At 74.0% G+C, this 24093-nt stretch carries 25 protein-coding genes and 3 pseudogenes; 9 read left to right on the top strand and 19 right to left on the bottom strand.

Annotated elements, in window-relative coordinates; translation table 11 throughout:
- Positions 1-17: 17 nt before the first annotated feature.
- Both cydB and cydC read left to right on the top strand, forming a co-directional pair.
- Positions 18-1061 carry a cytochrome d ubiquinol oxidase subunit II gene (gene cydB, locus ACI79K_RS00260; RefSeq protein ID WP_456596377.1) on the top strand — a complete coding sequence of 348 codons (1044 nt, stop codon included), beginning with the start codon at positions 18-20 and terminating at the stop codon, positions 1059-1061.
- Positions 1058-4441 (top strand): thiol reductant ABC exporter subunit CydC, encoded by a 3384-nt coding sequence (cydC, locus tag ACI79K_RS00265; protein WP_456598575.1) that lies wholly within the window; start codon positions 1058-1060, stop codon positions 4439-4441. The genes cydB and cydC overlap by 4 nt, the downstream gene beginning before the upstream one ends.
- Before the next feature lie 6 nt (positions 4442-4447).
- Here the strand turns inward: cydC and ACI79K_RS00270 are convergent, their stop codons facing one another.
- Positions 4448-5077, bottom strand: coding sequence for a hypothetical protein (locus ACI79K_RS00270; protein ID WP_456591006.1), 630 nt, complete (start codon positions 5075-5077; stop codon positions 4448-4450).
- A gap of 17 nt (positions 5078-5094) precedes the next feature.
- On the opposite strand from ACI79K_RS00270, the gene ACI79K_RS00275 reads away from it, so the two are divergent.
- Positions 5095-5373, top strand: a complete 279-nt coding sequence (locus tag ACI79K_RS00275; RefSeq protein ID WP_456591007.1) for a hypothetical protein — start codon at positions 5095-5097, stop codon at positions 5371-5373.
- On the opposite strand, the gene ACI79K_RS00280 is transcribed toward ACI79K_RS00275, so the two are convergent.
- Together ACI79K_RS00280 and ACI79K_RS00285 are read right to left on the bottom strand one after the other, a co-directional pair.
- The gene (locus tag ACI79K_RS00280; protein WP_456598576.1) at positions 5342-5752 is read right to left on the bottom strand and encodes a universal stress protein; all 411 of its coding nucleotides are present in this window, start codon (positions 5750-5752) and stop codon (positions 5342-5344) included. The two genes, ACI79K_RS00275 and ACI79K_RS00280, sit on opposite strands and share 32 nt — an antisense overlap.
- Positions 5749-6015 carry a hypothetical protein gene (locus ACI79K_RS00285; RefSeq protein ID WP_456598577.1) on the bottom strand — a complete coding sequence of 89 codons (267 nt, stop codon included), beginning with the start codon at positions 6013-6015 and terminating at the stop codon, positions 5749-5751. Before ACI79K_RS00285 ends, ACI79K_RS00280 begins: the two co-directional genes overlap by 4 nt.
- A gap of 12 nt (positions 6016-6027) precedes the next feature.
- On the opposite strand from ACI79K_RS00285, the gene ACI79K_RS00290 reads away from it, so the two are divergent.
- Positions 6028-6219, top strand: a complete 192-nt coding sequence (locus tag ACI79K_RS00290) for an ATP-binding protein (protein WP_456598578.1) — start codon at positions 6028-6030, stop codon at positions 6217-6219.
- Entirely contained in the window at positions 6216-6929 is a 714-nt protein-coding gene (locus ACI79K_RS00295) for a response regulator (protein ID WP_456598579.1), read from the top strand. Before ACI79K_RS00290 ends, ACI79K_RS00295 begins: the two co-directional genes overlap by 4 nt.
- 171 nt (positions 6930-7100) lie before the next feature.
- Here the strand turns inward: ACI79K_RS00295 and ACI79K_RS00300 are convergent.
- A pseudogene (locus ACI79K_RS00300) lies at positions 7101-7631 on the bottom strand (DUF4387 family protein); the annotation flags it as partial.
- A 324-nt stretch (positions 7632-7955) separates the two neighbouring features.
- Here ACI79K_RS00300 and ACI79K_RS00305 point away from each other — a divergent pair.
- Together ACI79K_RS00305 and ACI79K_RS00310 are read left to right on the top strand one after the other, a co-directional pair.
- Positions 7956-8402 (top strand): hypothetical protein, encoded by a 447-nt coding sequence (locus ACI79K_RS00305; protein WP_456598580.1) that lies wholly within the window; start codon positions 7956-7958, stop codon positions 8400-8402.
- A 40-nt stretch (positions 8403-8442) separates the two neighbouring features.
- Positions 8443-8997 carry a dihydrofolate reductase family protein gene (locus ACI79K_RS00310; protein WP_456598581.1) on the top strand — a complete coding sequence of 185 codons (555 nt, stop codon included), beginning with the start codon at positions 8443-8445 and terminating at the stop codon, positions 8995-8997.
- A gap of 127 nt (positions 8998-9124) precedes the next feature.
- Here ACI79K_RS00310 and ACI79K_RS00315 read toward each other — a convergent pair.
- The 8 genes and pseudogenes from ACI79K_RS00315 to ACI79K_RS00350 form a co-directional block, all read right to left on the bottom strand.
- A pseudogene (locus ACI79K_RS00315) lies at positions 9125-9805 on the bottom strand (enoyl-CoA hydratase/isomerase family protein); the annotation flags it as partial.
- A 9-nt stretch (positions 9806-9814) separates the two neighbouring features.
- Complete coding sequence (locus ACI79K_RS00320; protein ID WP_456598582.1) at positions 9815-10624, bottom strand: SDR family NAD(P)-dependent oxidoreductase; 810 nt, start codon at positions 10622-10624, stop codon at positions 9815-9817.
- Positions 10625-10781: 157 nt separating this feature from the next.
- Entirely contained in the window at positions 10782-11525 is a 744-nt protein-coding gene (locus ACI79K_RS00325; RefSeq protein WP_456598583.1) for a FadR/GntR family transcriptional regulator, read from the bottom strand.
- Positions 11526-11563: 38 nt separating this feature from the next.
- Complete coding sequence (locus tag ACI79K_RS00330; protein ID WP_456598584.1) at positions 11564-12085, bottom strand: PaaI family thioesterase; 522 nt, start codon at positions 12083-12085, stop codon at positions 11564-11566.
- Entirely contained in the window at positions 12082-13314 is a 1233-nt protein-coding gene (locus ACI79K_RS00335; RefSeq protein WP_456598585.1) for an MFS transporter, read from the bottom strand. Before ACI79K_RS00335 ends, ACI79K_RS00330 begins: the two co-directional genes overlap by 4 nt.
- Before the next feature lie 93 nt (positions 13315-13407).
- Positions 13408-14184, bottom strand: coding sequence for an enoyl-CoA hydratase-related protein (locus ACI79K_RS00340; RefSeq protein WP_456598586.1), 777 nt, complete (start codon positions 14182-14184; stop codon positions 13408-13410).
- Entirely contained in the window at positions 14181-15953 is a 1773-nt protein-coding gene (locus tag ACI79K_RS00345; RefSeq protein ID WP_456598587.1) for an acyclic terpene utilization AtuA family protein, read from the bottom strand. The genes ACI79K_RS00340 and ACI79K_RS00345 overlap by 4 nt, the downstream gene beginning before the upstream one ends.
- Before the next feature lie 50 nt (positions 15954-16003).
- Positions 16004-16783: an SDR family oxidoreductase gene (locus tag ACI79K_RS00350; protein WP_456598588.1), complete on the bottom strand. Its 780-nt coding sequence runs from the start codon at positions 16781-16783 to the stop codon at positions 16004-16006.
- Between the two features lie 304 nt (positions 16784-17087).
- On the opposite strand from ACI79K_RS00350, the gene ACI79K_RS00355 reads away from it, so the two are divergent.
- Positions 17088-17438, top strand: a complete 351-nt coding sequence (locus ACI79K_RS00355; protein ID WP_456598589.1) for a hypothetical protein — start codon at positions 17088-17090, stop codon at positions 17436-17438.
- A complete protein-coding gene (locus ACI79K_RS00360) occupies positions 17435-18595 on the top strand; it encodes an acyl-CoA dehydrogenase family protein (protein ID WP_456598590.1) in 1161 nt (386 codons plus the stop codon). The genes ACI79K_RS00355 and ACI79K_RS00360 overlap by 4 nt, the downstream gene beginning before the upstream one ends.
- Positions 18596-18677: 82 nt before the next feature.
- Here ACI79K_RS00360 and ACI79K_RS00365 read toward each other — a convergent pair whose 3' ends face one another.
- From ACI79K_RS00365 to ACI79K_RS00395, 7 genes and pseudogenes are all read right to left on the bottom strand, one after another.
- Complete coding sequence (locus tag ACI79K_RS00365) at positions 18678-19475, bottom strand: FadR/GntR family transcriptional regulator (RefSeq protein ID WP_456598591.1); 798 nt, start codon at positions 19473-19475, stop codon at positions 18678-18680.
- Positions 19476-19518: 43 nt separating this feature from the next.
- Positions 19519-20274 carry an SDR family oxidoreductase gene (locus tag ACI79K_RS00370; protein WP_456598592.1) on the bottom strand — a complete coding sequence of 252 codons (756 nt, stop codon included), beginning with the start codon at positions 20272-20274 and terminating at the stop codon, positions 19519-19521.
- Positions 20274-21344, bottom strand: a complete 1071-nt coding sequence (locus ACI79K_RS00375; protein ID WP_456598593.1) for an isocitrate/isopropylmalate dehydrogenase family protein — start codon at positions 21342-21344, stop codon at positions 20274-20276. The genes ACI79K_RS00370 and ACI79K_RS00375 overlap by 1 nt, the downstream gene beginning before the upstream one ends.
- Entirely contained in the window at positions 21337-21588 is a 252-nt protein-coding gene (locus ACI79K_RS00380; protein ID WP_456598594.1) for a hypothetical protein, read from the bottom strand. Before ACI79K_RS00380 ends, ACI79K_RS00375 begins: the two co-directional genes overlap by 8 nt.
- Positions 21585-22124 (bottom strand): annotated as a pseudogene (locus ACI79K_RS00385) (UGSC family (seleno)protein). The gene ACI79K_RS00380 and the pseudogene ACI79K_RS00385 overlap by 4 nt, the downstream one beginning before the upstream one ends.
- 10 nt (positions 22125-22134) lie before the next feature.
- Positions 22135-23214 carry a hypothetical protein gene (locus tag ACI79K_RS00390; RefSeq protein WP_456598595.1) on the bottom strand — a complete coding sequence of 360 codons (1080 nt, stop codon included), beginning with the start codon at positions 23212-23214 and terminating at the stop codon, positions 22135-22137.
- Entirely contained in the window at positions 23211-24065 is an 855-nt protein-coding gene (locus tag ACI79K_RS00395) for a DUF6282 family protein (protein ID WP_456598596.1), read from the bottom strand. Before ACI79K_RS00395 ends, ACI79K_RS00390 begins: the two co-directional genes overlap by 4 nt.
- Positions 24066-24093: the final 28 nt, after the last annotated feature.

Consider the following 24093-nt stretch of genomic DNA (forward strand, 5'->3'; position numbering starts at 1 on the left):
GACCCGAGGACACCGTCATGGACCTGCAGACCCTGTGGTTCGCCGCCGTCGCCGTGCTCTGGATCGGCTTCCTGCTCCTGGAGGGCTTCGACTTCGGCGTCGCCGCCCTCCTGCCCGTGCTGGGCCGCAAGCCCGCCGACCGGCACCTGATGCTGCGCAGCATCGGCCCGCTGTGGGACGGGAACGAGGTGTGGCTCATCACCGCGGTCGGCGCGGTGTTCGCCGCCTTCCCCGGCTGGTACGCCACCTGGCTGCCGGCGCTCTACCTGCCCTTCGTGCTCGTGCTGCTGGGGCTGATCGTGCGGGCGGTGGCCTTCGAGTGGCGGCACCAGTCGCACGACGCGCGCTGGGACACCAGCTGGACGCACGTGATCACCGCCGGCTCGCTGATCGCCTCCCTCGGCATCGGCGCCGCCCTGGGCGCCACCACGCTGGGGATGCCGATCGACGGCGACGGCAACCGGGTGGGCGGCGTCCTCTCCGGCCTCGGCTGGCCGGCGCTGCTGGGCGCGGTCGCGGTGCTGGCCTTCTCCCTGGTGCACGGCGCGCTGTTCCTGGCGCTCAAGGTCGACGGCGACGTCCGGCTGCGGGCGCGGGCGTTCGCGCTCCGCTGGGCCCCGGTCGCCGCGCTCCCCCTGCTGGCGTGGGCCGGCCTGGTGCACCTGCGGTACGGCACGACCATCACCGCCGCGCTGTGGGCGGTCGCCGGCGCGGCCGTCGTCCTGGCCTGGACGCGGATGAAGCTCGACCGCGAGGGCGCGGCGTTCACCGCGTGGGCGGTGTTCCTCGTCGCCGCCGCGGCGACGATCTTCGGGGCCGCGTACCCGGTGGTCCTGCCCTCGACCCTCGACGTCGCCTTCGACCTGACCATCGCCGAGGCGTCGGTCAGCGACTACACGCTCACCGTGATGACCTGGGCCGCGGCGGTCGGCCTCCCGGTCGTGCTCTGCTACCAGGCCTGGACCTACTGGGTCTTCCGCCGGCGGCTGACCGCCGAGCCCCAGCACGAGGACGCGCCCGGCGCGGGCCGGGCCCCGGCCCCGGGTGAGGTCCCGGCGTGAGCGGTCCTGCGGCCGGGGCGCCGGCGCGCGCCCGGGGACCCCTCAGGGCGCTGGCCGGCGTTCCCGATCTGCGCGCGGCGCTGGTCCGGGCCGCGCTCGCCGCCCTCGTCCAGACCGGTGGCCTGGTCCTGCTGGCCGCCGGCCTCGCGCACGCCGTCGCCCGGGGCGCGGGGCTCGCCGACGGCTCCCCCGTCGTGCCCCTGGCGCTCGCCGCCGCAGGTGCCGCGGTGCGGGCGCTCGCCGGCAGCCTCGGCGAGGTGCTGGCCGCCCGGGACGCACGCCGGGCCGAGGACCTGCTGCGCCGCGAGCTGCTCGACCGGCTCGCATCGTCCCCGGCTGCCCTGGCCGCCGGCGGCGGCCCCGCACCGGCGGCCGTGCTCGCCACCACCCGGCTGCACGACCTCGGGCCGGCGCTGGCCACCTACCTGCCGGCGCTGGCGCAGACCGTCGTCGTCCCGCCGGCGCTGCTGCTGGTCCTGGCGTGGACCGACCTGCTCTCGGCGGTGCTGGTGGCGGTCACCCTCCCGCTGGTGCCGCTGTTCATGGTGCTGGTCGGCAGGCACACGCAGGCGGCGACCGCCGACTCCGCGCGGGCCCTGGACCGCATCGCCGCGCACGTCGCCGAGCTGGTGCGCGGCCTGCCCGTGCTGGTCGGGCTGGGCCGGGCCGCCGAGCAGACGGCGGCGCTCGCCGCGCTGGGTGAGGCCCACCGCACCCGGACGCTGGCCACGCTGCGGATCGCCTTCCTCTCGGCGCTCGTGCTCGAGCTGATCGCCACCCTGTCGGTCGCGCTCGTGGCGGTGACCGTGGGCGTCCGGCTGGTCGAGGGGCACCTGGCCCTCGTGCTGGGGCTGACCGCGCTGCTGCTCGCCCCCGAGGCCTTCGCCCCGCTGCGGGCGCTCGGCGCGGCCCACCACGCCGCGGAGGACGCCGCCCTGGCCGCCGCCGAGGCGCGCGCGGTGCTGGCCGCGCCCGCCGGTGCTCCCGTCGCTCCGGCCCCCGGGGACGACGACCCGCGGGGCGCCGACGTGCTGGTCGCGGGCCTGACCGTCGCCTACCCCGGCCGGGCCGTCCCCGCCCTGCCGCCCACCGACCTCGCCGTCCGCCCCGGTGAGCTGATCGTTCTCCGCGGCCCGAGCGGATCGGGCAAGTCCACGCTGCTGGCCGCGCTCGCCGGCCTGACCGACCCGGCCGCCCGCGTCACGGGCGCGGTGACGGGTGGGAGCCCCGTCGCGGTCGTGCCGCAGTTCCCGCGCACCACCGGGGCCACCGTCGCCGACGAGCTGCGCCGGCACGCGGGCGCCGAGCCGGGGGTCGACGAGATCGTCGGCGAGGCGTACGTCATCGAGGCGCTGCGCCGCGTCGAGGCCGACGGGCTGGCCGGGCGGGCGCCGGAGTCGCTCTCCCCCGGCGAGCTGCAGCGGGTGGCGCTGGCCCGGGCCCTCGTACGGGTCCGCCGCGGCGCCCGGCTGCTGCTGCTCGACGAGCCGACGGCCCACCTGGACGACGACGCCCGCGGGCTGGTCGCGGCCGTGCTCGCGTCGCTGCGCGGCACGGTGACGATCGTGCTGGTCACCCACGACCCGGTGCTCGCCTCGCTCGCCGACCGCGCCGTCGACCTGCCCGTGCCCTCCCCCACCGCACCAGCCGTCGTCCGGCCTGCCGGCGCCGCTGCCACCCCGGCGCCCGGCGCGCGGTCGGGCACCGTGAGCACCGCGCTGCCCGGGCCGTCGCCGGCTGCCCCGACCGCCTCGACCGCACCGACCGCGGGCGCCCTGCGGCGCGCGGTGCTCGCCGGCGCCCTCTCCTCCGGCGCGGGGGTCGCGCTCACCGCGACCTCGGGCTGGCTGATCGTGCGGGCGGCGGAGATGCCGCCGGTGCTCACGCTGCTGGTGCTCACCGCCGGCGTCCGCTTCTTCGGTCTCGCCCGGGCCCTGCTGCGCTGGCTGGAACGCATGACCGCGCACGACGCCGCGCTACGGCAGGCCACCGACCTGCGGGTGCGGGTCTGGCGGGCGCTCGCCGCGCAGGGCCTGGCCGCCGACCGCACGCCGGGATCGGCCCTGGCCCGCGTGGTGGCTGACGTCGGCGTGGTCCAGGACCTCACCGTCCGGGTCCGCCCGCCGCTGCTGGTCGCCGCGGTCGTGCCCGCGGTCACCGTCGCGGTGCTCGCGCTGATCCACCCGGCCGCCGCGGTCGTGGTCGCCGCCGTGCTGGCCGCCACGGTGGGCGCCGTCCTGCTCGCCCACCGCGGCCTCGACGCCGGCGCCGCCCGCGCGGAGAGCGCCCTGCGGGTCGCGGCGCTGCGCGAGACGAGCACGGTGCTCGAGGGGCTGCCCGACCTGCGGGCGCACGGGCTGGCCGCCCGGGCCGCGGCGGAGCTCGGGGCGTCGGCCGCCCGGCAGGCAGCCCGCGCCGGCACCCGCGACCGGGCCGCCGCGCTCGGCAACGGCCTGGTGGTGCTGGGCACGGGCCTCGCCGCGGTGCTCGGCACCGCCGCGGCCTGGGCGGGCGGCCTCTCCGGCCCCGCGCTGGCGGCGCTCGCGCTGGCTCCCCTGGCCCTCGCCGAGCCGCTGTCCGGTCTGGTCGCCGCCCTGCAGCGGCGCGGCGCGCTCGCCGACGCGCGGGCCCGCCTCGACGCCGTCCTCACCGCCCCGGTCGCCGCCGACCCCGCCGACCCGGTGCCCGCGCCGGCCGGCATCTCGTCCCTGCGCACCGAGGGCCTCGTCGCCGGCTGGCCCGGCCGGGCCGACGTGCTGCACGGCGTCGACGCCGAGGCCGAGGCCGGCGCGGGCTGGCTGGTCGTGCGCGGGCCGTCGGGCAGCGGCAAGTCGACGTTCCTGGCCGTGCTCATGGCGGCGCTGCGCCCCCGCGCCGGGGACTACCTGGTCGACGGCGTGCCCACCGAGCGGCTGACCGGCGAGGCCCTGCGCAAACGCATGGCCTGGCTGCCGCAGGAGGCGCACGTGTTCGCTTCCACCATCCGGGCCAACCTCGCGCTGGCCGCCCCACGCGGGGAGCTCGCCGGCCCGGCCGGGGAGGCACGCATGCTGGCCGCCCTGACTGCCACCGGGCTGAGCGGGCTGCTCGCCACGCTCCCCGACGGCCTGGACACCCCGGTCGGGGCCGGAGGCACGGCGCTGTCCGGCGGCGAGCGCAGACGGCTGGCCGCCGCACGGGCGCTGCTGGCGGACCGGGACGTCGTGCTGCTCGACGAGCCGACCGCGCACCTCGACGCCCCGACCGCCGCGGCGCTGGTGCGCGACCTGCGGGCGGCACTGGCCGGGCGGGTGGTCGTCTGCGTGACGCACGACGAGCTGGAGAGCGCCGGCGACACCGTCGTCCGGCTCGGCGAGACGGCGACCCGCACGCCCGCCTGAGGCCGGTCAGCCGTTGGGGACCTCCACCGGGATCTCCGGCCCGAGGCGGGCCCCCCGCAGCAGCTGGAGGTCGTCGCCGGACCAGAAGCTCCCGGGGTCGTAGGCGTTGGCCGGTCGGTCGGCGGGGAGCAGCCCCATCGCCGTGTACGTCGCCGCGACGAGCTCGGCGCAGTAGACCGTCTCGGTGCTGGTGCCCCGGCGCAGCCGGCCGTTGATCCAGCCCCCGGCCAGCCGCCGGGTCGTCGGGAAGGGCCGGCCGTCCATCCGGGCGATCGTGCGCAGGACGGCGTCCTCCATGGCCGGGGTCACCCCGCCGTCGTCGGAGGGCCCGACCAGCTGCCGCAGCCACGCCCGCTGGCCGTACTTCACCCGCCAGGTGACGACGGCGTCGCGCAGGTCGTGCAGCTGGACCCCGCGCTGGTGCTTGCCCGTCCAGACGTCGGGCAGCGACCGGCCGAGCTCGGCGTGCCACAGCAGCGGGGGCAGGTCCTCCAGCACCACCGCCATCCCGACGTGGTTCACCGGGGCGTTGGTCAGCGTCTGGATGGCCCGGTCGGCGACGGACGCGCCGCGGAAGATCCACACGTCGCCGGTGCGGGTGAGGTCGACCGCCTCGTCCAGGGTCAGCGTCGGCACGGCGCTACCGTACGGACGTGCGCCTCTGGAAGCTGCTCGGCCTGGCCGGCCTGGCCGGGGTCACCGCCGGCGGTGTCGTGCTCGCCCGGAACGAGCGGCAGCGCCGCGCCTACACCCCCGACGACGTGCGGGCCCGCCTGCACGAGCGGGCGGCTGCAGCCCCGGAGCCGGAGGAGCCGGCACCGGCGACCGCCGCCGAGCTCACGGCGGGCCGCAAGCACCGGCTGGCCCGGGCGCTGCGCCGCCGTCGAGAGGCGCCCGCGGTCACCCGCGGCCGTCGGCCTCCCCCGCCTTGACGGCCAGCACCTGGCACTCGGCGTCCAGCAGGATCCGCTGGGCGTCGCTGCCGAAGATCAGCTTCCCGGTCGGCGACCGACGGCGGAGCCCGATGACGATCAGCGAGGCACCGAGGCGCTCGGCCGCCGCCACCACCTCCTGCGCGCCGTCCCGGCCCCCGACGTGCTGCTCGAGCTCGAAGGGGACACCGGACTCCTCGAGCAGCCGCCGGACCTCCGCCAGGTCCTCGGCGGTCGCGTAGGACGGGTCGACGTAGGCGTCCCCCCGCGACGTGTTGAGCACGTGCAGCGGCTGGTTGCGCAGGTCCGCCTCCTCGACCGCGGCGCGCAGCGCTGCACGCCCCTCCGGCTTGGGCACGTATCCGACCACGATGGTCACGAGCGGTTCCCCTCTGACGTCACGGGTTCGGACCGGGCCTGGCCGAGCTCCGCCTCGACCCGTGCCTGCCGGCGCTTGACGTACACGCCGGCGGCCAGGAAGACGAGGGGCAGGGTGTAGACGATCGCGGCGAACGGGCTGGTGACCAGCGCGCTCGGGTCGCCCTGGCTGATCGCCAGGGTCCGCCGCAGCTGCTCCTCGGCGATCGGCCCCAGGATGAGACCGACGACGGCCGGCGCGACGGGGAAGCCGAACTGCCGCATGCCCCAGCCGAGGTGGGCGTCACCACCAAGGGCCGACCGGACGGCAACCACGGCCGCGGCATCGGCCTGGCCCTGGTCGCGCGGATCGCCACCCGCCGGGGCGGGACGGCGACGGTCACGGACTCCCCGGCCGGCGGCGCCCGGGTCGAGGTACGGCTGCCCCTGACGGCCGGCGTCGCGCCGGCAGCGCTGGTGGCGCGGTGAGCGGGACCCCGGTGCGGGTGCTGGTGGTCGACGACGACTTCGCCGTCGCCTCGGTGCACCGCGGCTATGTCGAGTCCGTCCCCGGGTTCGAGGTGGTGGGCGAGGTGCACCGCGGCGCGCAGGCGCTGGCCGCCGTGCACGACCTGCGGCCCGACCTCCTGCTGCTCGACGTCTACCTGCCCGACATCTCCGGCATCGAGGTGCTCCGGCGGATCCGGTCGGCGCCGGGGCCGCAGCCCGACGTCCTGGCGATCACCGCCGCACGCGAGGTCGAGACCGTCCGGCAGGCCATGGCCGGCGGCGTCGTCGACTACCTGGTCAAGCCGTTCTCCCTCGCCACGTTCCGGGAACGGCTGGAGGTCTACCGCTCGCACCGCACCGAGTTGCTCCGCCGCAGCGCCGAGCCCTCGGGCGCGCTGGAGCAGAGCGACGTCGACCGGATGCTGCACCGCCGCACCCGCGCCGGCGCGGGGACCACCACCGACCTGCCGAAGGGGCTGTCGCCCCGGACCCTGGAGTTCGTGGCGCGCACGCTCCGCGGCTCGCCCGCCGAGGACCTCTCCGCCGGGGAGGTGGCCGAGCGCTGCGGCCTGGCCCGCGTCAGCGCCCGCCGGTACCTGGAGCACCTGGAGCGCACCGGCCGGGCGGCGGTCTTCCCGCGGTACGGCGGCACCGGGCGGCCGGAGAACGGCTACCGGTGGGTGGACTGACCGCGCCGCGTCAGCCGGTGAGGACCGGCTCCTCGTTGCCGAGCGCCGCCCCTGAGCCGCCGCGCTCCCGCGCGGGACGGGTCTGGAGCACCAGCGCCGCGAGCGGCACGTGGTGCTGCCGGCGTGCATGTCCCGGTCGTGAAGGCTGCCCTGCGGCACCGGCCGCGGGAACGACACCTTCACGACGTTGAGCGCCGGGATCCGGAAGATCTGGACATCCGCCGGGTCGAGGCCGTAAAGCCCGGCGACGACCTGCTCGTCGAGGAACTCCTCGTCGGCGACGAGCGCGTACCCTGCCGCATCCCGCGTGAACAGCTCCATCGTGACCCAGAACGGGCCGGCGTTCTTCGAGCGCACCTTCAGCGCGAGCTCCCCCAGGGTCGGTCGGCGGCCGTCGGTCATCGGGCACTTCCCTCGGTGATCACCGTGCGGAACATGCTGGTCGGGTCGTCGACGTCCACGACGTGGTGGAGGGCGAACTCGTAGGAGGCACCCCGCTGGGTGGGTTGCTGATCGAGGTGGGCGGGTGGCGGGCGACTTCGCCGTCAACGTGCCCCTCGAGATGGCCTGCCTCGTCCTGGGGTGGCTGTTCCTCCCCCGGGAGTCGCCGCCCGCCCGCGGCACCCCGTCGGCCGGACGGCTGGACCTCCTCGGCATCGGCCTGTTCTCGACGGTGCTGGTCACCCTGCTGCTCTTCCTCATGGACCTCGATGCGGGGCACTGGTGGCTCCCGGTGCTGTCGGCCGGGTCGGCGGCCGGCCTGGTTGGTGCGGGAGCTGCGCGCCGCGGAACCCTTCCTCGACCTCCGGATGCTGGCCGGCAACCGGCCCCTGCTCGCGACTTACGCGCGCGCCTTCCTCGCCCAGTGCGCGGCGTACGTGTACTTCTACGGCTTCACCCAGTGGCTCCAGGACGGCCGGGGCCTGACCGCCCCGCAGGCGGGGCTGCTGCTCGCGCCCATGTTCGGCACCGCGATCGCCGTCTCGGCGCTCACCGGACGCCCGCCGGGCCGTCCGCGGCAAGCTCGTGGTCGGGGCGCTCACCCAGGCGGCGGTCGCCGGGCTCCTGCTCGCGGTGGGCGCAGGGAGCCTCGGCTGGCTGCTCGTCGTCGTCACGCTGACCGCGGGCCTGCCCCTGGGTCTGATCGGCCTGGCGAACAAGAACGCCGTCTACGTCCAGGCCGACCCGGCGCGCACGGCGTCCTCGGCCGGCCTGCTGCGGACCTTCACCTACCTGGGGGCGATCGTCGCCATGCCCGTCATCGGGCTGGCCTTCCCCTCCCGCGCGGACACCGCCGGGCTGCACACCCTGGCGCTGGTCATGCTCGGGCTGGCCGTCGTCCTGCTGGTGCTCACCCCCGCGGACCGGGGCCTGCGCCGCGTCGGCTCCGGGGACGCCCGCCACGGGCGCCGACCGCGCTGGACACGCCGGATCCGGGCACGACGGCGGGCGTCGGTCGATTCGCAGGGGTGAGCTCCCCGCACCGTCGTACCGCGGGTGCAGGGTGTCCCCCATGGACGCTTCCTTCACCGGGCATGTCTTCCTCGGCATGAGCGTCGACGGGTTCATCGCCCGGCTCGACGGCACCCTGTCCTTCCTCGACGCGGACGGCGGCGGCGGGCCGCCGGACGACGGCGAGGGCGGCGACTTCGGCTTCGCCGAGTTCGTCGCCGGCATCGACGCGAGAGTCATGGGACGCAGCACCTACGAGTTCATCGCCCCGTTCGACGAGTGGCCCTACCAGAGCAGGCCGGTGCACGTGCTGAGCACGGCGCTGGAGCCGGGCGCCGACCCGCGGATCACCGTGCACCGCTCGTTCGACGACGCGGTCGCCGCGCTGGACGCCGCCGGCCACCGCCGGGTGTACGTCCACGGCGGCAGGACGGTGCACGCGTTCCTGCGGGCCGGTCTGATCGCCGATTTCACGCTCTCGCGGGTGCCGGTGCTCATCGGTATCGGGTTGACGCCGTTCGGCGAGCTGGCCGCGGACGTCCCGCTGGAGCACGTGCGCACACGGACGTTCCCCGGCGGCATGGTGCAGACGACGTACCGCGTCGTCCCGCGGTAGTCCGCAGCGGCCGCCCGCGTTCCACGCCCGCGTCAGAGGGGTGCGGTCTCTCCCGATCGTCTGGGGCGTCCTCGCCCCGAGACGCCACCAGGGCGGCTCCGGTGGCCGGGACGGCGAAGTGGTCGGCGAAGACCTCGATGCTGCGGTCCACGCTCGCGACGATGCCGTTGTTCAGCCACGTCTCGAACAATCCCTTCTGGACGGCGATCACGTCTCGGTCGGGCCGCGTCAGACCCTCCAGCATCTCCTCGGTCGCCCGGCGCAACGCATCCGCCGGCACCAACCGGTTGGCGAGCTGCCCCGGCAGGTCGGCGAGCGGGTAGAGATCCCCTGTCAGCACGATTTCGCGCGCCGTGGAGAGCCCGACGAAGGCCGGCAGCAATGCCGCGTCCACGACGGAAGGCACCCCCACGCGCACCTCCGGCAGGCCCACGCGCACTCCCCGGTGCGCGATCCGGATGTCGCAGGCGAGGGCCAGCTCGAAGGCGGCGCCGACGCACGCTCCGTTCAGCATCGCGACGGTAGGCACCGGGCACGTTCGCACCTCACGGAGGAAATCGGCGATCTGCGTGATCAGCCGCCACGCTCCGTCCCGGTCCAGGCCCTGGAACGCGTCGAGATGCATCCCTGCGGAGAACGCCCGGTTGCCGGAACCGGTGAACACGACCGCACGGATTCCGTCGTCGATGCTCCGGACCGCATCCGTGGCCAGAGCGACGTCCTCAGTCTGCAGCGCGTTGGCCGAGGCCGGGCGATCGAAGGTGATCCAGCGGACTCGGCCGTCGTCGCTCACCTGTGGCTCGCCCATCGCGGCTCCCTACCGGGCGGAGGGCTCGGCCGACTTGGGCAGCGAACGAAGCGGTCCGCCGTCGACCGGAAGGGTCACGCCGGTCACGAAGCCGGCTCCGTCGCAGACGAGGAACAGGCACGCGTCCGCCACGTCCTGGGGAAGTCCGAGCCGCGCCAGGGGCACATCCTCCGTGACGGCCTCGGCGACGGCGGGATCGGCGAACCGTGATGCCTCGGTGAGGATCGGCCCGGGCGCGATGCCGTTCACCCGGATCCCGAACGGCGCCCACTCGTGAGCCATCGTCTTGGTCAAGCTGTTGAGCCCGGCCTTGGCCGCCCCGTAGGCGGCCCGCAGCGGATGGGCATGGTAGGCGGCCACGGAGCTGATGTTGACGATCGCCCCGCCGCCGCTGCGCCGGAGCAACGGCAGTGCAGCCTTCGAGCAGTAGAAGGCGCTGCTCAGGTTCGTCTCCACCATCGCCCGCCACCCGTTGGGGCTGAGCGTCTCCAGCGGCGCAGCGAAGACCCCGCCCGCGTTGTTCACGAGCACGTCCAGGCGCCCGTAGCGCCGGTCGGTCTCCTCGACCATCGCGGAGACCGCGTCGAAGTCCCGCGCGTCGGCGGGAAGGCCGAAGACGTCGCGCCCCTTCTCGGCGAGACGGGCGGTCGCTGCATCGACCGCGGCCCCGTCCCGGCCGTTCAGCACGACCGCAGCACCCGCTGCGGTCAATGCCTCGGCGATCGCCAGACCAATGCCCTTCGAGCTGCCAGTGACGATCGCCACCTGGCCGGCGAGGTCGTACTGGACCCTGCTGTCGCGTGCGCTCACTCGTTCCATGTGCTGGTCCTCCCAGGGGCGGTGCGGACAGCCGCGAGCGCGCGGAGGCACCCTGCGCGGCCGAGGGGACGGGATCGATCGACGTCGTCCGGACACGGGCGAGACAACTCGCCGGGCGGTACCGGAGAGAAAGGGTGCGAGCCGGGAGCGCCCGGCGTCAGCCGCGGGCGGAGCCCTCGCGCCACTGGTGCGGAGGGATGATCGGCTGGTCCAGCCGGCCGAGGTCGTCCAGCACCTGCTCGAAGCTCTGCAGGTGGTGCAGCATGCCCTTCGCGGCCGCCTCGCTGTCGCCCCGGACGACGGCCAATGCGATCCGACGGTGCGCCTTGTGCGCGCCGACGACCTCCTCCGCGCCGAGATGCTCCATGGGGATGTGCCACTCCGAAAGTCGCTGCACGGCCGTGAGCGTCACCCGCAGCATCTCGTTCTCGGTGCACTCGAGGAGCACGGCGTGGAAGTTGTCGCCCTGCCCGGACGAATGCTCGGTCGCCTCCATGAGGAGCTCGTGCTGGGCGGCTGTGGCATGCAGGGCGGCCTGGGCCGCGGCCTCCGGCTCGAGGACCTGCCGGAAGTGGATGAGGTCGCGCAGCGGCGTTCCGCGAGTCGCGAACAGCAGGGAGAACGATCGGCTGACGTGACTGTCGTCGGGGTGGTTGACCCGGACGCCGCCCCGCGGTCCGCGCTTGATGTAGATGAGCCCGTCGGACTCCAGCAGTCTGAGCGCCTCCCGGACGCTCGCCCGGCTGAACTGGTAGCGGGACATGAGCTCGGCCTCGGACGGCAGCGGGCTGCCGGGCGCGAGTCCCCCCACGATGATCTCGTTGCGCAGGTCCTCGGCGATCACCTCGGCCGCCTTGGGGACCGACAACGCGGACGCCGCCACACCGTTGATGCTGGACACGACAGGCCTCCGGTCGGCGATCTGGGGTGAACATCAGACTACTTCCGGTTACTCGCTGGTAGCACGTCAGGCGCGGTCGATGCCCCCCAGGAGTGAGCCTGCTCCCGGGGGTCCGCGGCCTCGACGCCGCCGTCCGCCGGCCCCGACCGCTCGCCTGGACGGACGGCGAAGGTGGCACGTCCCGTCGCGACGAGGTCCCCCGCCCCGTCCTGGATGTCCACCACCGCGACGGCGACGGTCCGGCCGCGCCGCACCGTGCGGCCGTGCGCGATGAGCGCGAGGTCGACGACCGGCCGCAGGTAGGTCACGTTCAGGTCGACCGTGTAGGCGCCGTCCTCCGGGTGCATGACCGTCCGCAGCGCCTCCCCCGCCGCGCAGTCGACGAGCGTGGCGTACACGCCCCCGTGGACGATCCCGCGCGCCTGTCGCAGGCTCGGCGCCACGGGGTCGATGACGACCGTGGCGGTACCGGCCCCGACCTCCGTCACGCGCACGCCGAGCAGGGCGCGGAACGGGTTGTCGACGGTGTCGTCGGCGGGCGGTTCGTGCAGGGCGGTCATGGGCGGCGCTCCGTTTCCGTCAGGGGCTCGGGAGATGGCTGCTGGTACCGGTCGTCGCTGGGACCGGTGGCCGGCCGGGAGGCCCGGGACGCGAGCGCCATGCGCCGGCCCACGGCGAGGGTGAGGGCGGCGGTGAAGGCCACGACGGCGACCGCGACCCAGCCGACGGCGTACGAGGAGCGATCCACGACAGCCCCGAGCACCGGCGGGCCCAGGGCACTGCCGAGGGACACCATGACCTGCGCGAAGCCCGTGGTGACGGCGGGCGTGTTCGGGCTCTGCCGCACCAGCGAGTGCACGAAGAGTCCCTGCCATCCCAGGCCCGCCCCGAAGGCGAGCACGGTGCCCAGCACCGTGGCGATCGGCCGGCCGAGCGCCAGGAGCAGGAAGCCGGCGCCTGCGGCGGCGAACATGGCGGTCACCCGCAGCAGGTGGCGGGAGGGCCGCAGGTCGGCCAGCAGCCCGAGACCGATGCGGGTGACGATGCCGACGACGCTGCCGCCGGCGAACAGCAGGCCGGCAACGGTCGGAGAGATCCCGGTCTCCACCGCCGAGTCGACGTAGAAGGTGCCGAGCGTCAAGGCCGCCGCGCTGCCGAGTCCCGCGGCCATGCCCATGACCATCAGCGGACCCATCGCCACGTCGCTGCGGGGGCGCGGCCCGGTGGTGCGCTCGCTTTCCCGCTCGCCGCCGCACCGGTGCACGAGGAGCACGGCGCCCAGTGCCAGCACGGCACCGAACACGAAGCCCCAGCGCCAGCCCACGGTCAGCGCGAAGACGGGGACGAACAGGCCACCGAGCAGGGTGGCCGCCGGGATCGCCGACTGCTTGACCCCGAAACCCAGCCCCCGCTGCGTGGGCGGCAGCACCCGCGCCAGCATGAGGTTCGCCGCGGGCTGAGCGATCGCGTTCGCCAGCCCCGCAAGTGCCAGGAAGGCGAGCACCACGAGCCAGACCTGCCCGCTGAGCGCGACCCCGATCATCGCCACGGCAGTGACGACGCCGGCCAGCATCAGCCCGCGCCCGGCACCGATCGCCTCGACCATGCGGCCCGCGCGCAGGGAGCCGACCGCGGCAGCGCCGAAGTACCACAATGCGGCGGCACCGATCCCGGAGACGCTGATGCCGAAGTCGGAGCGCAGCTGCACCGCCATGGCACCGATGAGGAACACCGGCAGCACGCTGGCGACGGAGGCCGCCAGCGCGGCCACCACCGGCGGCTGCGACACCGCCCGCAGCCGACCTGCCCCCGCGGGTGGCACGGGAAGCCCCGACCGGCCCCCTGCTGCGCCGCGTCCGCGACGGGATGCCATCGCGCTCCCTCAGGACGCCCAGCGCGGCCGGCGTCGCTCCTGGAAGGCGCGCATCCCTTCCTGCCCCTCCTCGGAGGAGAAGAAGGAGACGGACAGCTCGCTCATCTCATCGAACGCCTGCCCCATCGAGAGGGTGCCGACCCGGCGCAGGACGTGTTTCGTGACGCCCACCGCCGCCGGCGCCCCGAGGCGCAGCATCGCCAGGTAGCGGTCGACGGCCTCGTCCAGGTCGCCGGTCGGCACCGCGGCGTTAAGCAGCCCGACCTCCACCGCCCGACGGGCGGGGAACTCCTCGCCGGTGAGCATCAGCTCGAGCGCCGCCCGTGGCGGCATCCGCGGAACGGTGGTCACCGCCACGACGGCGGGCGCCAGGCCGACACGGACCTCGGAGAAGGAGAACGTGGCCTCCTCCACGGCCACCGCGATGTCGCAGGCGCCCAGCAACGCCATGCCGGCAGCCCGCGCATGACCGTTGATCCGTCCCACCACCGGCTTCGGCGATTCCCACAGGAGCGTGAGGAGCTCCGGGAGCACGACCGGCGTCGTCGCCGCTTCACCGGCGGCGTGCCGCGCGCGCTGCTCCTTCATGTCGGCCCCGGCGCAGAACGTCGTCCCCGTCCCCGTCAGGACGACGAAGCGCACCTGATCGGCGGCCAGCGCCCGGCGCACGCCGTCCAGGAGCGCCGTGACGCCCGCCGCGGACAGAGCGTTACGCCGATCCGGGACGCTCAGCGTCAGGTAGGCGACGTCGGCGTGCACCCGGTACTTGACCGGTTCGTCGCTCATGCCGCGCCGTCGAGCAGCGCCACGGGGACGTCGACGACACGGGCCCGCACGAACTCGCCGAGGCTCTTGGCCTGCCGGTCGGTCCGCGTGGAGGAGGCCACCCCTTCTCCGAGCATGCCCCGGACGACGAAGTTCACCGCGTGCAGTTTGGGCAGCAGGTACCGGTCCACGGTCAGGTCCGCGGTCTCCGGGAAGAGCTCCGTGAACCGCGCGGGGGTCAGCCATCCGGCCAGCCAGGCGTAGGCCTCGGGTGACCGGGCCCAGAGGCCCACGTTGGCGTTGCCGCCCTTGTCGCCGGATCGGGCCCCGAAGAGCGCGCCCAGCGGAATCCGGCGGGTCTCCCCCGCCGGCACCTCCGGAGCCTGCTCCGGGAGGTCCGGCTGCAGGGGGCGGCGCAGCTCACGCACGACGTCGGGCACCGCCGTGACGCTGCCGTCGTCGACGACGACCCGCTCCTGCACGTGCTCGGCGGGCACCAGCGCCGGCCAGTACACCCCGAACTCCGCGGCGTCCTGCGGCGGGCCACCGGTGTAGAAGCCGGGATAGGAGGAGAGCCCCATCTCGGTGGCGGCGTTGGAGAACCTCCGGCCCACCAGCGAGCGGTCCGTGCTGACCACCGTGATCACGAGCCGCGCGGTGGCCTCCACGTTCGTCGCGGGGTCCTCGCGCTCCGTCCTCTGCAGGTCCACGGCCACCCGGTCGAACTGGTCCCAGCCGCCGACGGCGGCCTCGAGCGCCTCCTCCGCCGCACGGGCCTTCTCCTCGATGTCGAGGCCGGTGAGCATGAAGGTCACCGAGTTGCGGTAGCCCCCGCTGTAGTTGAGGCAGACCTTGATGTCGGCCGGAGCGGGGTCGCCCTTGATCCCTGACACGCGCACCCGGTCGGGGCCCTCCTGCGTCAGCGAGATGGTGTCGAAGCGCGCGACCACGTCCGGGTTGGCATAGCTCGGGCCACCGAGCTCGTAGAGGAGCTGGGCAGTGACCGTGCCGACCGACACCAGCCCGCCGGTGTCCGGGTGCTTGGTGATCACGGCGCTGCCGTCCGCCTCGATCTCGGCGAGCGGGAAGCCGGGTGGCCGACGGTCCGCGATCTCCTGCCAGAACGCGTAGTTGCCGCCGGTGGCCTGCGCCCCGCACTCGAGGACGTGGCCCACGACCACCGCGGAGGCCAGCTGATCCCAGTCGTCCGGGCGCCAGCCGAAGTGCCAGGCGGCCGGACCGACCACGACCGAGGCGTCGGTGACCCGGGGCGTGATGACCACGTCCGCGCCTCCGCGCAGGGCCTCGGTGATGCCCCAGGCGCCGAGGTACGCGTTCGCCGTCACCGGCTGGATCGCGGCGCTGTCCAGGGAGAGACCGGTGTCGAGGTGCCGGAAGTCGACCCCCTTCTCCCGCAGGGCCGGCAGCTCACCCAGCAGATCGTCCCCCTCGATGTGCGCGACGGAGACGGAGATGCCCAGCCGCTGGGCCAGTGCCCGCACCGCATCGGCCAGGCCGGCCGGATTGAGCCCTCCGGCGTTCGCCACAACCTTGATGCCGCGGTCCTTGCACGTGCCGAGCACGTGCTCCATCTGGGTCAGGAAGGTCTTGGCGAAGCCCGTGCTCGGGTCCCGCTGCTGGTTCTTCCACAAGATGAGCATCGTGAGTTCGGCGAGATAGTCGCCGGTGAGCACGTCGATCGGCCCGCCCTCCACCATCTCGACGGCGGCGGAGAGCCGATCCCCGTAGAAGCCGGAGCAGTTGGCGACGCGGAGGGCGGACGCGGTCATCGGTGGGTCCTCATCTCTCGGGGGAACGGTGGGCGCGGCGGGGGCGCGATTCAGACGGCGTGCGACAGGCCGCCGTCGACGTTGAGGGCGGCGCCCGTGACGTAGGACGCGGCGTCCGAGCACAGGAACGCCACGACCGCGGCGACCTCCTCGGGCCGGCCCACCCGCCCCAGGGGGATGCCGTGGTCCTCGGACAGCTGCCGGTAGTGCTCGTCGAAGTCGACGTCCGGCGACGACCGTCGGGCGTCGAGCTGGCCGCTGCGCACCAGCCCGATGCAGACGGTGTTGACCAGCACACCGTGCTGCGCCATCTCCTTCGACAGGGCCTTCGTGAAGGCGATCCCGGCGGCACGGGACACCCCGGTCGGCATGGAGCCGGCCTCAGGATGCTTGCCCTGGATCGCGGTGACGTTGACGATCCGTCCCCACCCGTTGTCGATCATGGTGGGGAGCGTCAGCTGGGCCAGGCGCATGGCCGCGAAGACCTTCAGCCGGAGGTCGGCCTCCTGGCGGGCCACGGTCAGGTCCAGGAACGGGCTGCGCGCCGAGGTCCCCGCGTTGTTGACGAGGATGTCAACCCCGCCGAAGCGCTCACGGCCGACATCGACCAGCCGCTCCAGGTCCTCGTCACGCGTGACGTCGGCAGGGACGACGGCCACCTCGCCGCGGCCGGTGCGCCACTGGTCGACCGCGCGCTCGAGCCGGTCGCCGTCACGGGCGCAGACGATCACCGAGGCACCCTCGCCGTGCAGCCGCGCGGCGACCGCGCGCCCGATTCCCTGGCTCGCGCCGGTCACGAGAGCGACGCGCTTGCCGAGACCGAGATCCATGTGGACCAACCCTCCGGACGGCGCCCGAATGGCGCTCCGCTGGTCGAGCGATTCAGGCTAAGGATTAGTCCGGTTGTTCGCTCCGGTCAACCCGCCGGGAGGCGGTCGTGGACATTTTCTCTGCTGATGCACGAAGATGCCCGAGCCACGCAAAACACTTCGAGTGTAAGGATTGACCGCGACTGCGCGATGGCCCTACGTTCGCTCACATCCCCCTCCCCCGGCTGCGTCCGGGATGTCACGAGGAGCAGCTCTTGTCCGGTGGACGCACCCTGATCGGCACGATCCCGTCCGAGGGCCCGTCGTGAGAGCCCTGCAGATCCGCTCGTCGTGGCGGCCGCTGGAGGGGGCCGAGACCCGTTCCCTGGAGCCGGCGGTGGGCGTCTACGAGATCCGCGTCGCCGGCGTCGTCCGGCTGATCGGCTACGCCGGCGCCCGGTCGCTGTTCGGGCTGCGGGGAGAGCTCACCGCGCGGGCCGGGCAACTGCCCGGCGCCGAGTTCCGCGCCGAGGTCACCACCGCCTACCTGACCCGCTGGCACGAGCTGCTCGCCACCCACGTGGCGACCTTCGGCTCGCCCCCGCCTGACAACGACCCCGACGAACTGCCCCGGCCGTTGCTCCCGATCGGCCCCCGAGGAGAGGCGATCCCGTGATCGACTTCACGCCCAGCGACGAGCAGCGGTCGCTCGTCGACACCGTCCGCCAGTTCGTGCAGAAGGAGATCGTCCCGCTCGAGACCGATCTGGACCCCGACGCCGGGCAGCTGCCCGCCGACGAGCACGAGCGGTTGGCCAAGCGGGTCGACCAGATGGGACTCAAGGCGTGGGACGCTCCGGCGGAGGTGGGCGGCCCCGGGTTGGACACCGTCACGCAGGTGCTGCTCGCCATCGAGATGAGCCAGCACCGGGCCGGCCTCTACGCCCCCTGCTACGGCGTGTTCGGCGGGGCGGGGCTGGCGCACCTGTACGAGGCCAACGAGGACCAGAAGGAGCGGTACCTCTACCCCACGCTGCGCGGCGAGCGGCACGGCTTCTTCGCACTGAGCGAGCCGTCCGGTGGCTCGGACCCCGCCCGGGCGATCCGCACGACCGCCGTGCGCGACGGCGACGACTGGGTCCTGAACGGCAGCAAGTTGTGGATCTCCGGTGCTCACGCCTCCGACTACGGCATCGTCGTCGCCCGCACCGGCCCCGGCCGCAACGGCATCACGTCGTTCATCGTCGACGCCGACATGCCGGGCTTCTCGGTGCAGCGCATCGTGCACACCCTCCGCACGACCTATCCCGCCACCGAGCTCGCCTTCGACAACGTGCGCGTCCCCGACGCCAACCGGCTCGGTGAGGTCGGCCAGGGCTTCACCCTCGCCGCGGACCGCCTGGTCCGGCAGCGGATCCCGTACTCGGCCTTCTGCATCGGGGTCGCCATCGCGGCCCACGGTCGGGCCGTCGAGTACGCCAAGAACCGGGAGACGTTCGGCAAGCCGCTGGCCGAGCAACAGGGCATCCAGTGGATGCTCGTGGACAACGAGGTCGACATCCGCACCTCGCGCCTGCTGGTGCTCGACGCGGCGGCCAGGGCCGACGCCGGTGCCGACGTCCGTACCGAGGCCGCCGTGGCCAAGATGTTCTGCACCGAGGCCGCATCCCGCGTGGTCGACCGGTCGATGCAGATCCACGGCGGACTGGGTGTGGCCAAGGAGCTGCCGTTCGAGCGCTGGTACCGCGAGATGCGGATCCGGCGAATCGGCGAGGGGCCGAACGAGGTCCAGCGCATGCTCATCGCCCGTCACGTCCTCGGCGGCCGCGTCTGAGCCTCCCGCCGGACGGGCCGGCGCCACGGATCCTCCTCAAAGGTGCACGGCGCCGGCCCGTTCGCGCGGTCGGACGGCAGCCTCAGCCCACGTGACCGTCCGGGACCTGGGCGCCGCTCTCCATCTCCGTGACGACGCTGTTCCACCGGGACACCGGGAGGATCGGCTCGTCGAGCCGGCCGAGGCGGTGCAGAACCTTCTCGAACGCGTGCAGGTGCACGGTCATGAGCCGGCTCGCCTCCTCCGCGTCCCGCCGGACGACGGCCAGGGCTAGTCGCCGATGAGCCGTCCGGGCCCCGTGCAGATCCTGCGCCGACAACTGCTCGGCCGGGATGTGCCAGTCGGAGAGCTGCTGCACCGCGAGCAGGCTGGTCCGCAGAAGGTGGTTGTCAGAGCAACTGATCAGGATGCGGTGGAATTCGAGGTCGGCCCCGGACGTGGCGTGCGTGCCGAGGCGCTCGGTCGCCTCCATCAGGCGCTCCTGCTGCTCGTGGTCGGCGCGCACGGCGGCGGTCGCCGCAGCGGCGGGTTCGAGGAGCTGCCGGAACCGGATCAGGTCGCGCAGCGGCGTCCCCTCGGTGGCGAACAGGACGGCGAAGCTGCGGCTGAGCTGGCTCATCGAGGGCCGCGCCACGCGGACCCCGCCGCGCGCTCCTCGCTTGATGTAGATGAGTCCGTCGGACTCCAGGAGCCGGAGCGCCTCCCGGATGCTGGCGCGGCTGAAGGAGTAGATGTCCATCAGCTCGGTCTCGGAGGGCAGCGACGAGCCGGGGGGCAACCGCTCGCCGATGATCCGCGCGCGGAGGTCCGCCGCGATGATCTCGGCAGCCTTCGGCGGGGTGACCTGGAGGGGCGCACGCGGGTGCGGCTCGGCGCTCATCGACGGTCCTCCTGCCCTGGACGGGCGCTGCCACCGGCCACCGTCAGGCTGGCTGCGCCGTCGGCAGGACGACCATCTCGAACACGGCCACCTCGGGCGGCTCGGCCAGCACGTAGGCGATCGCCCGGGCCACCGAGTCGGGACCGATGCCCATCGCCGCCTGCTTCGCCTGGACCTGGGCCAGCAGCTCCTCGTCGGCCGTCCCCACGCCGAGCTCGGTGCGGACCACCCCGGGTGAGACGACGCTGACCCGCACCCCTGCGGGATGCAGCTCCTGGCGCATGCCCTCGCTGATCGCGTAGAGCGCGAACTTCGTCGCGCTGTACACGGCGGTGGAGATCCGCGCGACCCGCCGTCCACCGACCGAGCTCACGTTGACGACGTGACCGCGCGCCGACTCCCGCAGGTACGGCAGCGCGGCCTGGCTAGTCTCGAGCACCGAGAGGACGTTGAGGTCGAACATCCGCCGCCAGTCCGCCGGTCGACCGTCGGAGAGGCCGCCCAGCAGGTAGACGCCCGCGTTGTTGACCAGCACGTCGATGCCGTCCAGCCCCTCGGCCGCTGCCGCCACGGCCGTGCCGGGCCCGCCCGGGGCGGCCAGATCGGCGACCACGGGCACGACACCCAGCTCGTCGGCGAGCCGCCGGAGCCGATCGCCCCGGCGGGCCACCGCGGCGACCCGCGCGCCCTGGGCGACGCACAGCCGCACGGTGCTCTCGCCGATGCCCGAGGAGGCGCCGGTCACGACCACCCTGCGGCCGGCGAGCGGACCGTCGGCCGGCGACGTCGATCCCGACATCAGACCCCCTCCCGCACCAGCGCGGCGATGACGTCGCCCTGTCGGCGGGTGCCGATCCCGCTGTTGCTCGCCGCGCTGGGGATGGCGCGCCGGACGAATGCCTGCTCGATCGCGCGGTCGAGCGCGGCGGCCGCGTCCTCGTGCCCGACGTGGCGCAGGAGCAGCACCACCGAGGCGATGGCCCCGACGGGGGACACGACGTCCTTGCCGGCGTACTTGGGTGCCGACCCGTGGATCGGCTCGAACAGCGACACCGAGCCCGGGTTTAGCCGGACGGATCCCGCGAGGCCGACGCCGCCGGCGAGCACCGCGGCGAGGTCGGCGAAGATCCCGCCGAACACCATGGACGTAACGATGACGTCGAAGTGCGCGGGGTTCTTCACCAGTTGCATTGCCACGGCGTCGGGCGCCGCGCTCTCCAGTTCCACGTCCGGGTACTCCGCGGCGACCTCCTCGGCGACCCGGCCCCAGATGTCGTAGACCTCGGCGATGTTGGCGTGGTCGCACAGGCTGACGCGCCGTTGGCGGCCGCGCCGCCGCGCCAGCTCGAAGGCGTGTCGGATCGTCTTCTCCACGATCCGGCGGCTGAAGACGATCTGTCCCACCGACACCTCGTCCGGGCTTCCGGCTGAGACCGTGCCGCCGGGCACCGCCGAGACGTCCTGGGCGGCCTCCCGCACGAGCACGAGGTCGACGCGGCCGTCCTCGGTGGACCGCAGCGGCGACAGGGACGGTGCGTACAACCGGACCGGCCGGATGGACAGATCCAGCCCGAGGTCACGGACCAGGCGGAACAGGATGCCGCGACCCAGCATCCGGCCGGGCACCCGAGGGTCTCCCGTCGCGCCGAAGAGGATGGCGTCGTGGCCCGAGATCGCGGCGAAGCTCTCGTCCGACATCACCTCGCCGGACGCCAGGTAGTGCTCCGCGCCGTGCGGGAACTGCGTCGTCGCGCACGTCAGGCCGTGCACCTCGGCGACGGCCTCGAGGCACTTGACCGCCTCCGCCGTGACCTCCGGGCCGATCCCGTCACCGGGCAGGACGGCGACCCGGAACGCCCCGTCACTCACGGGGATCGCGGACTGTGACCGGTGCTGTGACCCCCGCGTCCTGCAGCCGCCCCAGGACGATCGAGCGGAAGATTTCCGGCCCGACGATGCAGTCGGCGCACGACTCGTCGGTGAGCACGAGCCGCACCTCGACGGAATCGCCGGCGCCCTCCACCGCCAATGAGCCGCCGTCCTGCACGAAGCCCTCCTGCAGCAGTTCCAGTGCAGCGCTGACCTGCGCCAGATCAGCCTCCGTGACGCTCACGTCAACCCTTCTCCTCTCCACACCTGCTCCACGCGGTCGACGGCGCTCTCGGCTCGCCCCTCGACCTCTTCAGGACTGATCGCTCCCAGCGGGTGCGCGATCTCGACCACCCGCAGGCTGCTCCGTCCCGATCCCGACCCCATCGCCTTGGCGATGGCCATGAACGGCGTCGTGCACAGCAGCGCCGTCGGTACGCCTGCCTTCTCCAGCTCCACCATGTCGCGGCAACTCCACGACGTGCAGCTGCCCTAGTCGCCGCTCCCGGTCAGGACGACGTCGGCCTGCTTGATGATCTCGACCAGCAGCGCGGGATCGGCCGGCAGTGACGCGCTCTCTTTCCGCCGGATCTCATAGGTCAGGCCCGGATGACGCTCGCGTAGCCGTTCGGCCACGCCTGTGAGCAGCTCGCGAGCGTTCTGCTTGCCGTTCTCGAGCAGCACGACCCGTTTGCCCGCCAGGTCGGTGGCCGCGAGAACGGACGACTGCTCGGGACCGGGCACCACCCCGAGCGGGTTGAGCACGCGGAGCGACGACATATCCACCTCCTCAGGAGCGAGCCACGAGCGGCTCGGTCAGGCTGTGCGTCTCCCCGAAACCCGGGATGACGCAGGAGTGCTTTCCGGGTCCTCCGACGACGAGGACGCGCAGGGCGTGCGGCGCACGCACCACGGGCAGGCGACGGTCCGGCCCGTCGTCGGCGTCGGCGTTCATCCACGCGGGCCACTGCCGGCCGTTCCACATCGTCCGATCGCGGAGGTCGCGCAGCGGCAGGCGGGCGTGGTCGTACAGCCACAGCTGGACGTCCTCGCGGGTGAATCCCGACGCCGCGACGGAGGCGGCGTGCTCGGGCCCCAGCACGACGAAGATCTCGCCGAGCGTGTAGTGCACGTTGTTGCAGCCGGCGTTGGCCAGCGTCAGGGCGACCGTGCCCAGGGCTCCCCTGGCGTCGTCGCTGACGTGGTCGTTGACGTTGTGCGGGTTCTCGGCGCCGTAGACGGTGACCGCGCTGTCGTCGGCCGACAGGCCCTGGGTCACGTGGTAGGGCTCCCAGGGCGACTCGTCGGCGTTCTCGGCGACGCAGTAGGTGTACTTGCTGGGCTGCCCGTGCGTGGCCCGGTCACCCCGGCCCGGGCGGGCGTGTCCCAGGTTCATCAGGCAGAGCCGCACGGCGCGTCCGATGGTGGCGTTGGCGACGTTGCCCGGTCCGAACGCCCCCGAGCTCCAGTTCATCCCCAGTTCGCGGGCGATCGGTCCGTGGACGACGACCAGGGGCGCCACGGGGTGCGTCGTCGCCTGCAGTCCGGTCAGGTTGAACTCGGGGCGCAGCATCGCCCGGATCGCCGTCAGGACCACCGGGAAGGCGGCCGGCGGGCACCCGGCGAGCACCGCATTGGCGGCGACCTTCGCCGGTGTCACCTGGCCACCGGCGACCGGCATCGCACCCAGGACCTCGTCGGGATCGGCGGTGACCGTGTCGAGGCACGCCTGCACGCGCTCGACCGTCGGCGGCACGACCGGCAGGCCGTCGCCCCAGCCGTTCTCCTCCACGGCGGCGAACAGCCCCGCCGGGTCCTCGGGCACGGACTCCCACGCCTCGTCGGCCCGCCACGTCTGCACCGTGCTCACGACCCCTCCTCGGTGCCCAGCGCCAGAGCCGCGGCCGGAGCGGCGCAGACCATGGCCTCGATCTCGTCCGTCCCGAAGCCGCACCGGCGCAGGGCCGCGACGTACTCCTCCAGCCCGCGCACCGGCGACGGGTTGCCCGGCTGGCCGAGGTCGGTGGCGAGCACGGTGCTCTCCACGCCGACGACCCGGATGGCCTCGGCGATGTCGGACACCGGGTGGTCCATCGGCGACCGGGTGATGACGGCGACCCGCTCGAACCACACGCCGCCCAGCTCGGCGAGCTCCACCTGCCGGTCGAGCGACAGCGACACGACGTCCATCTCCGGGTGGGTCACGACCACGCGGCGCACCCCGCGGCGGCGCGCCTCGGGCACCAGCAGCATGATGTCGGCCGGCCCGAGGTGGCCGGTGGCCAGCGTGAGGTCGTGCTCCGCGACGACGTCCAGCACGGCCAGCACCTCGGGCAGCAGTTCGCCGTGTTCGTCGACGACGTCGACCGCCCGCTCGACCCGGCCCAGGAACGCGAGCCCCTCCCCGTGGCCCGTGGCCATGAACCGCAGGTGGTTGCGCGCCGTGAACGTCGGCATCCAGACCACCCGCCCACCCATGGCCGCCGCCGCCTCGACCGCGGACGCGTTGATGCCCCCGGTCGAGGGGGTGTTCAGCGCGACCCCGCCGAGGACGCGCACCCCGCCGCCGACGGCGGCCTCGGCCATGGCCGCCCGTGCGGCCGTCGGTGTGTGGTGGCTCTTGAGGACGACGCCCCGGTACCCGGCCTGCTCCACCTCGCGGGTCAGCTCCAGGTCGTTCATGAGCCGGGGTGGCACGTCCGGAGCGGTGTGGACGTGCATGTCGATCACCCCCCGCGGCAGGAGCGCG

The sequence above is a fragment of the Blastococcus sp. SYSU DS0616 genome, assembly GCF_054051015.1.

Excerpts from the sequence above, each read along its gene's own strand:
- ACI79K_RS00370 (WP_456598592.1), bottom strand. The coding sequence starts at position 20,274 with ATGTCGGGATCGACGTCGCCGGCCGACGGTCCGCTCGCCGGCCGCAGG.
- ACI79K_RS00340 (WP_456598586.1), bottom strand. The coding sequence starts at position 14,184 with ATGAGCGACGAACCGGTCAAGTACCGGGTGCACGCCGACGTCGCCTAC.
- ACI79K_RS00310 (WP_456598581.1), top strand. The coding sequence starts at position 8,443 with ATGGACGCTTCCTTCACCGGGCATGTCTTCCTCGGCATGAGCGTCGAC.
- ACI79K_RS00320 (WP_456598582.1), bottom strand. The coding sequence starts at position 10,624 with ATGGAACGAGTGAGCGCACGCGACAGCAGGGTCCAGTACGACCTCGCC.
- ACI79K_RS00365 (WP_456598591.1), bottom strand. The coding sequence starts at position 19,475 with ATGAGCGCCGAGCCGCACCCGCGTGCGCCCCTCCAGGTCACCCCGCCG.
- ACI79K_RS00395 (WP_456598596.1), bottom strand. The coding sequence starts at position 24,065 with ATGCACGTCCACACCGCTCCGGACGTGCCACCCCGGCTCATGAACGAC.
- ACI79K_RS00285 (WP_456598577.1), bottom strand. The coding sequence starts at position 6,015 with ATGCGGCAGTTCGGCTTCCCCGTCGCGCCGGCCGTCGTCGGTCTCATC.
- ACI79K_RS00350 (WP_456598588.1), bottom strand. The coding sequence starts at position 16,783 with ATGGATCTCGGTCTCGGCAAGCGCGTCGCTCTCGTGACCGGCGCGAGC.
- ACI79K_RS00345 (WP_456598587.1), bottom strand. The coding sequence starts at position 15,953 with ATGACCGCGTCCGCCCTCCGCGTCGCCAACTGCTCCGGCTTCTACGGG.
- cydB (WP_456596377.1), top strand. The coding sequence starts at position 18 with ATGGACCTGCAGACCCTGTGGTTCGCCGCCGTCGCCGTGCTCTGGATC.
- ACI79K_RS00330 (WP_456598584.1), bottom strand. The coding sequence starts at position 12,085 with ATGACCGCCCTGCACGAACCGCCCGCCGACGACACCGTCGACAACCCG.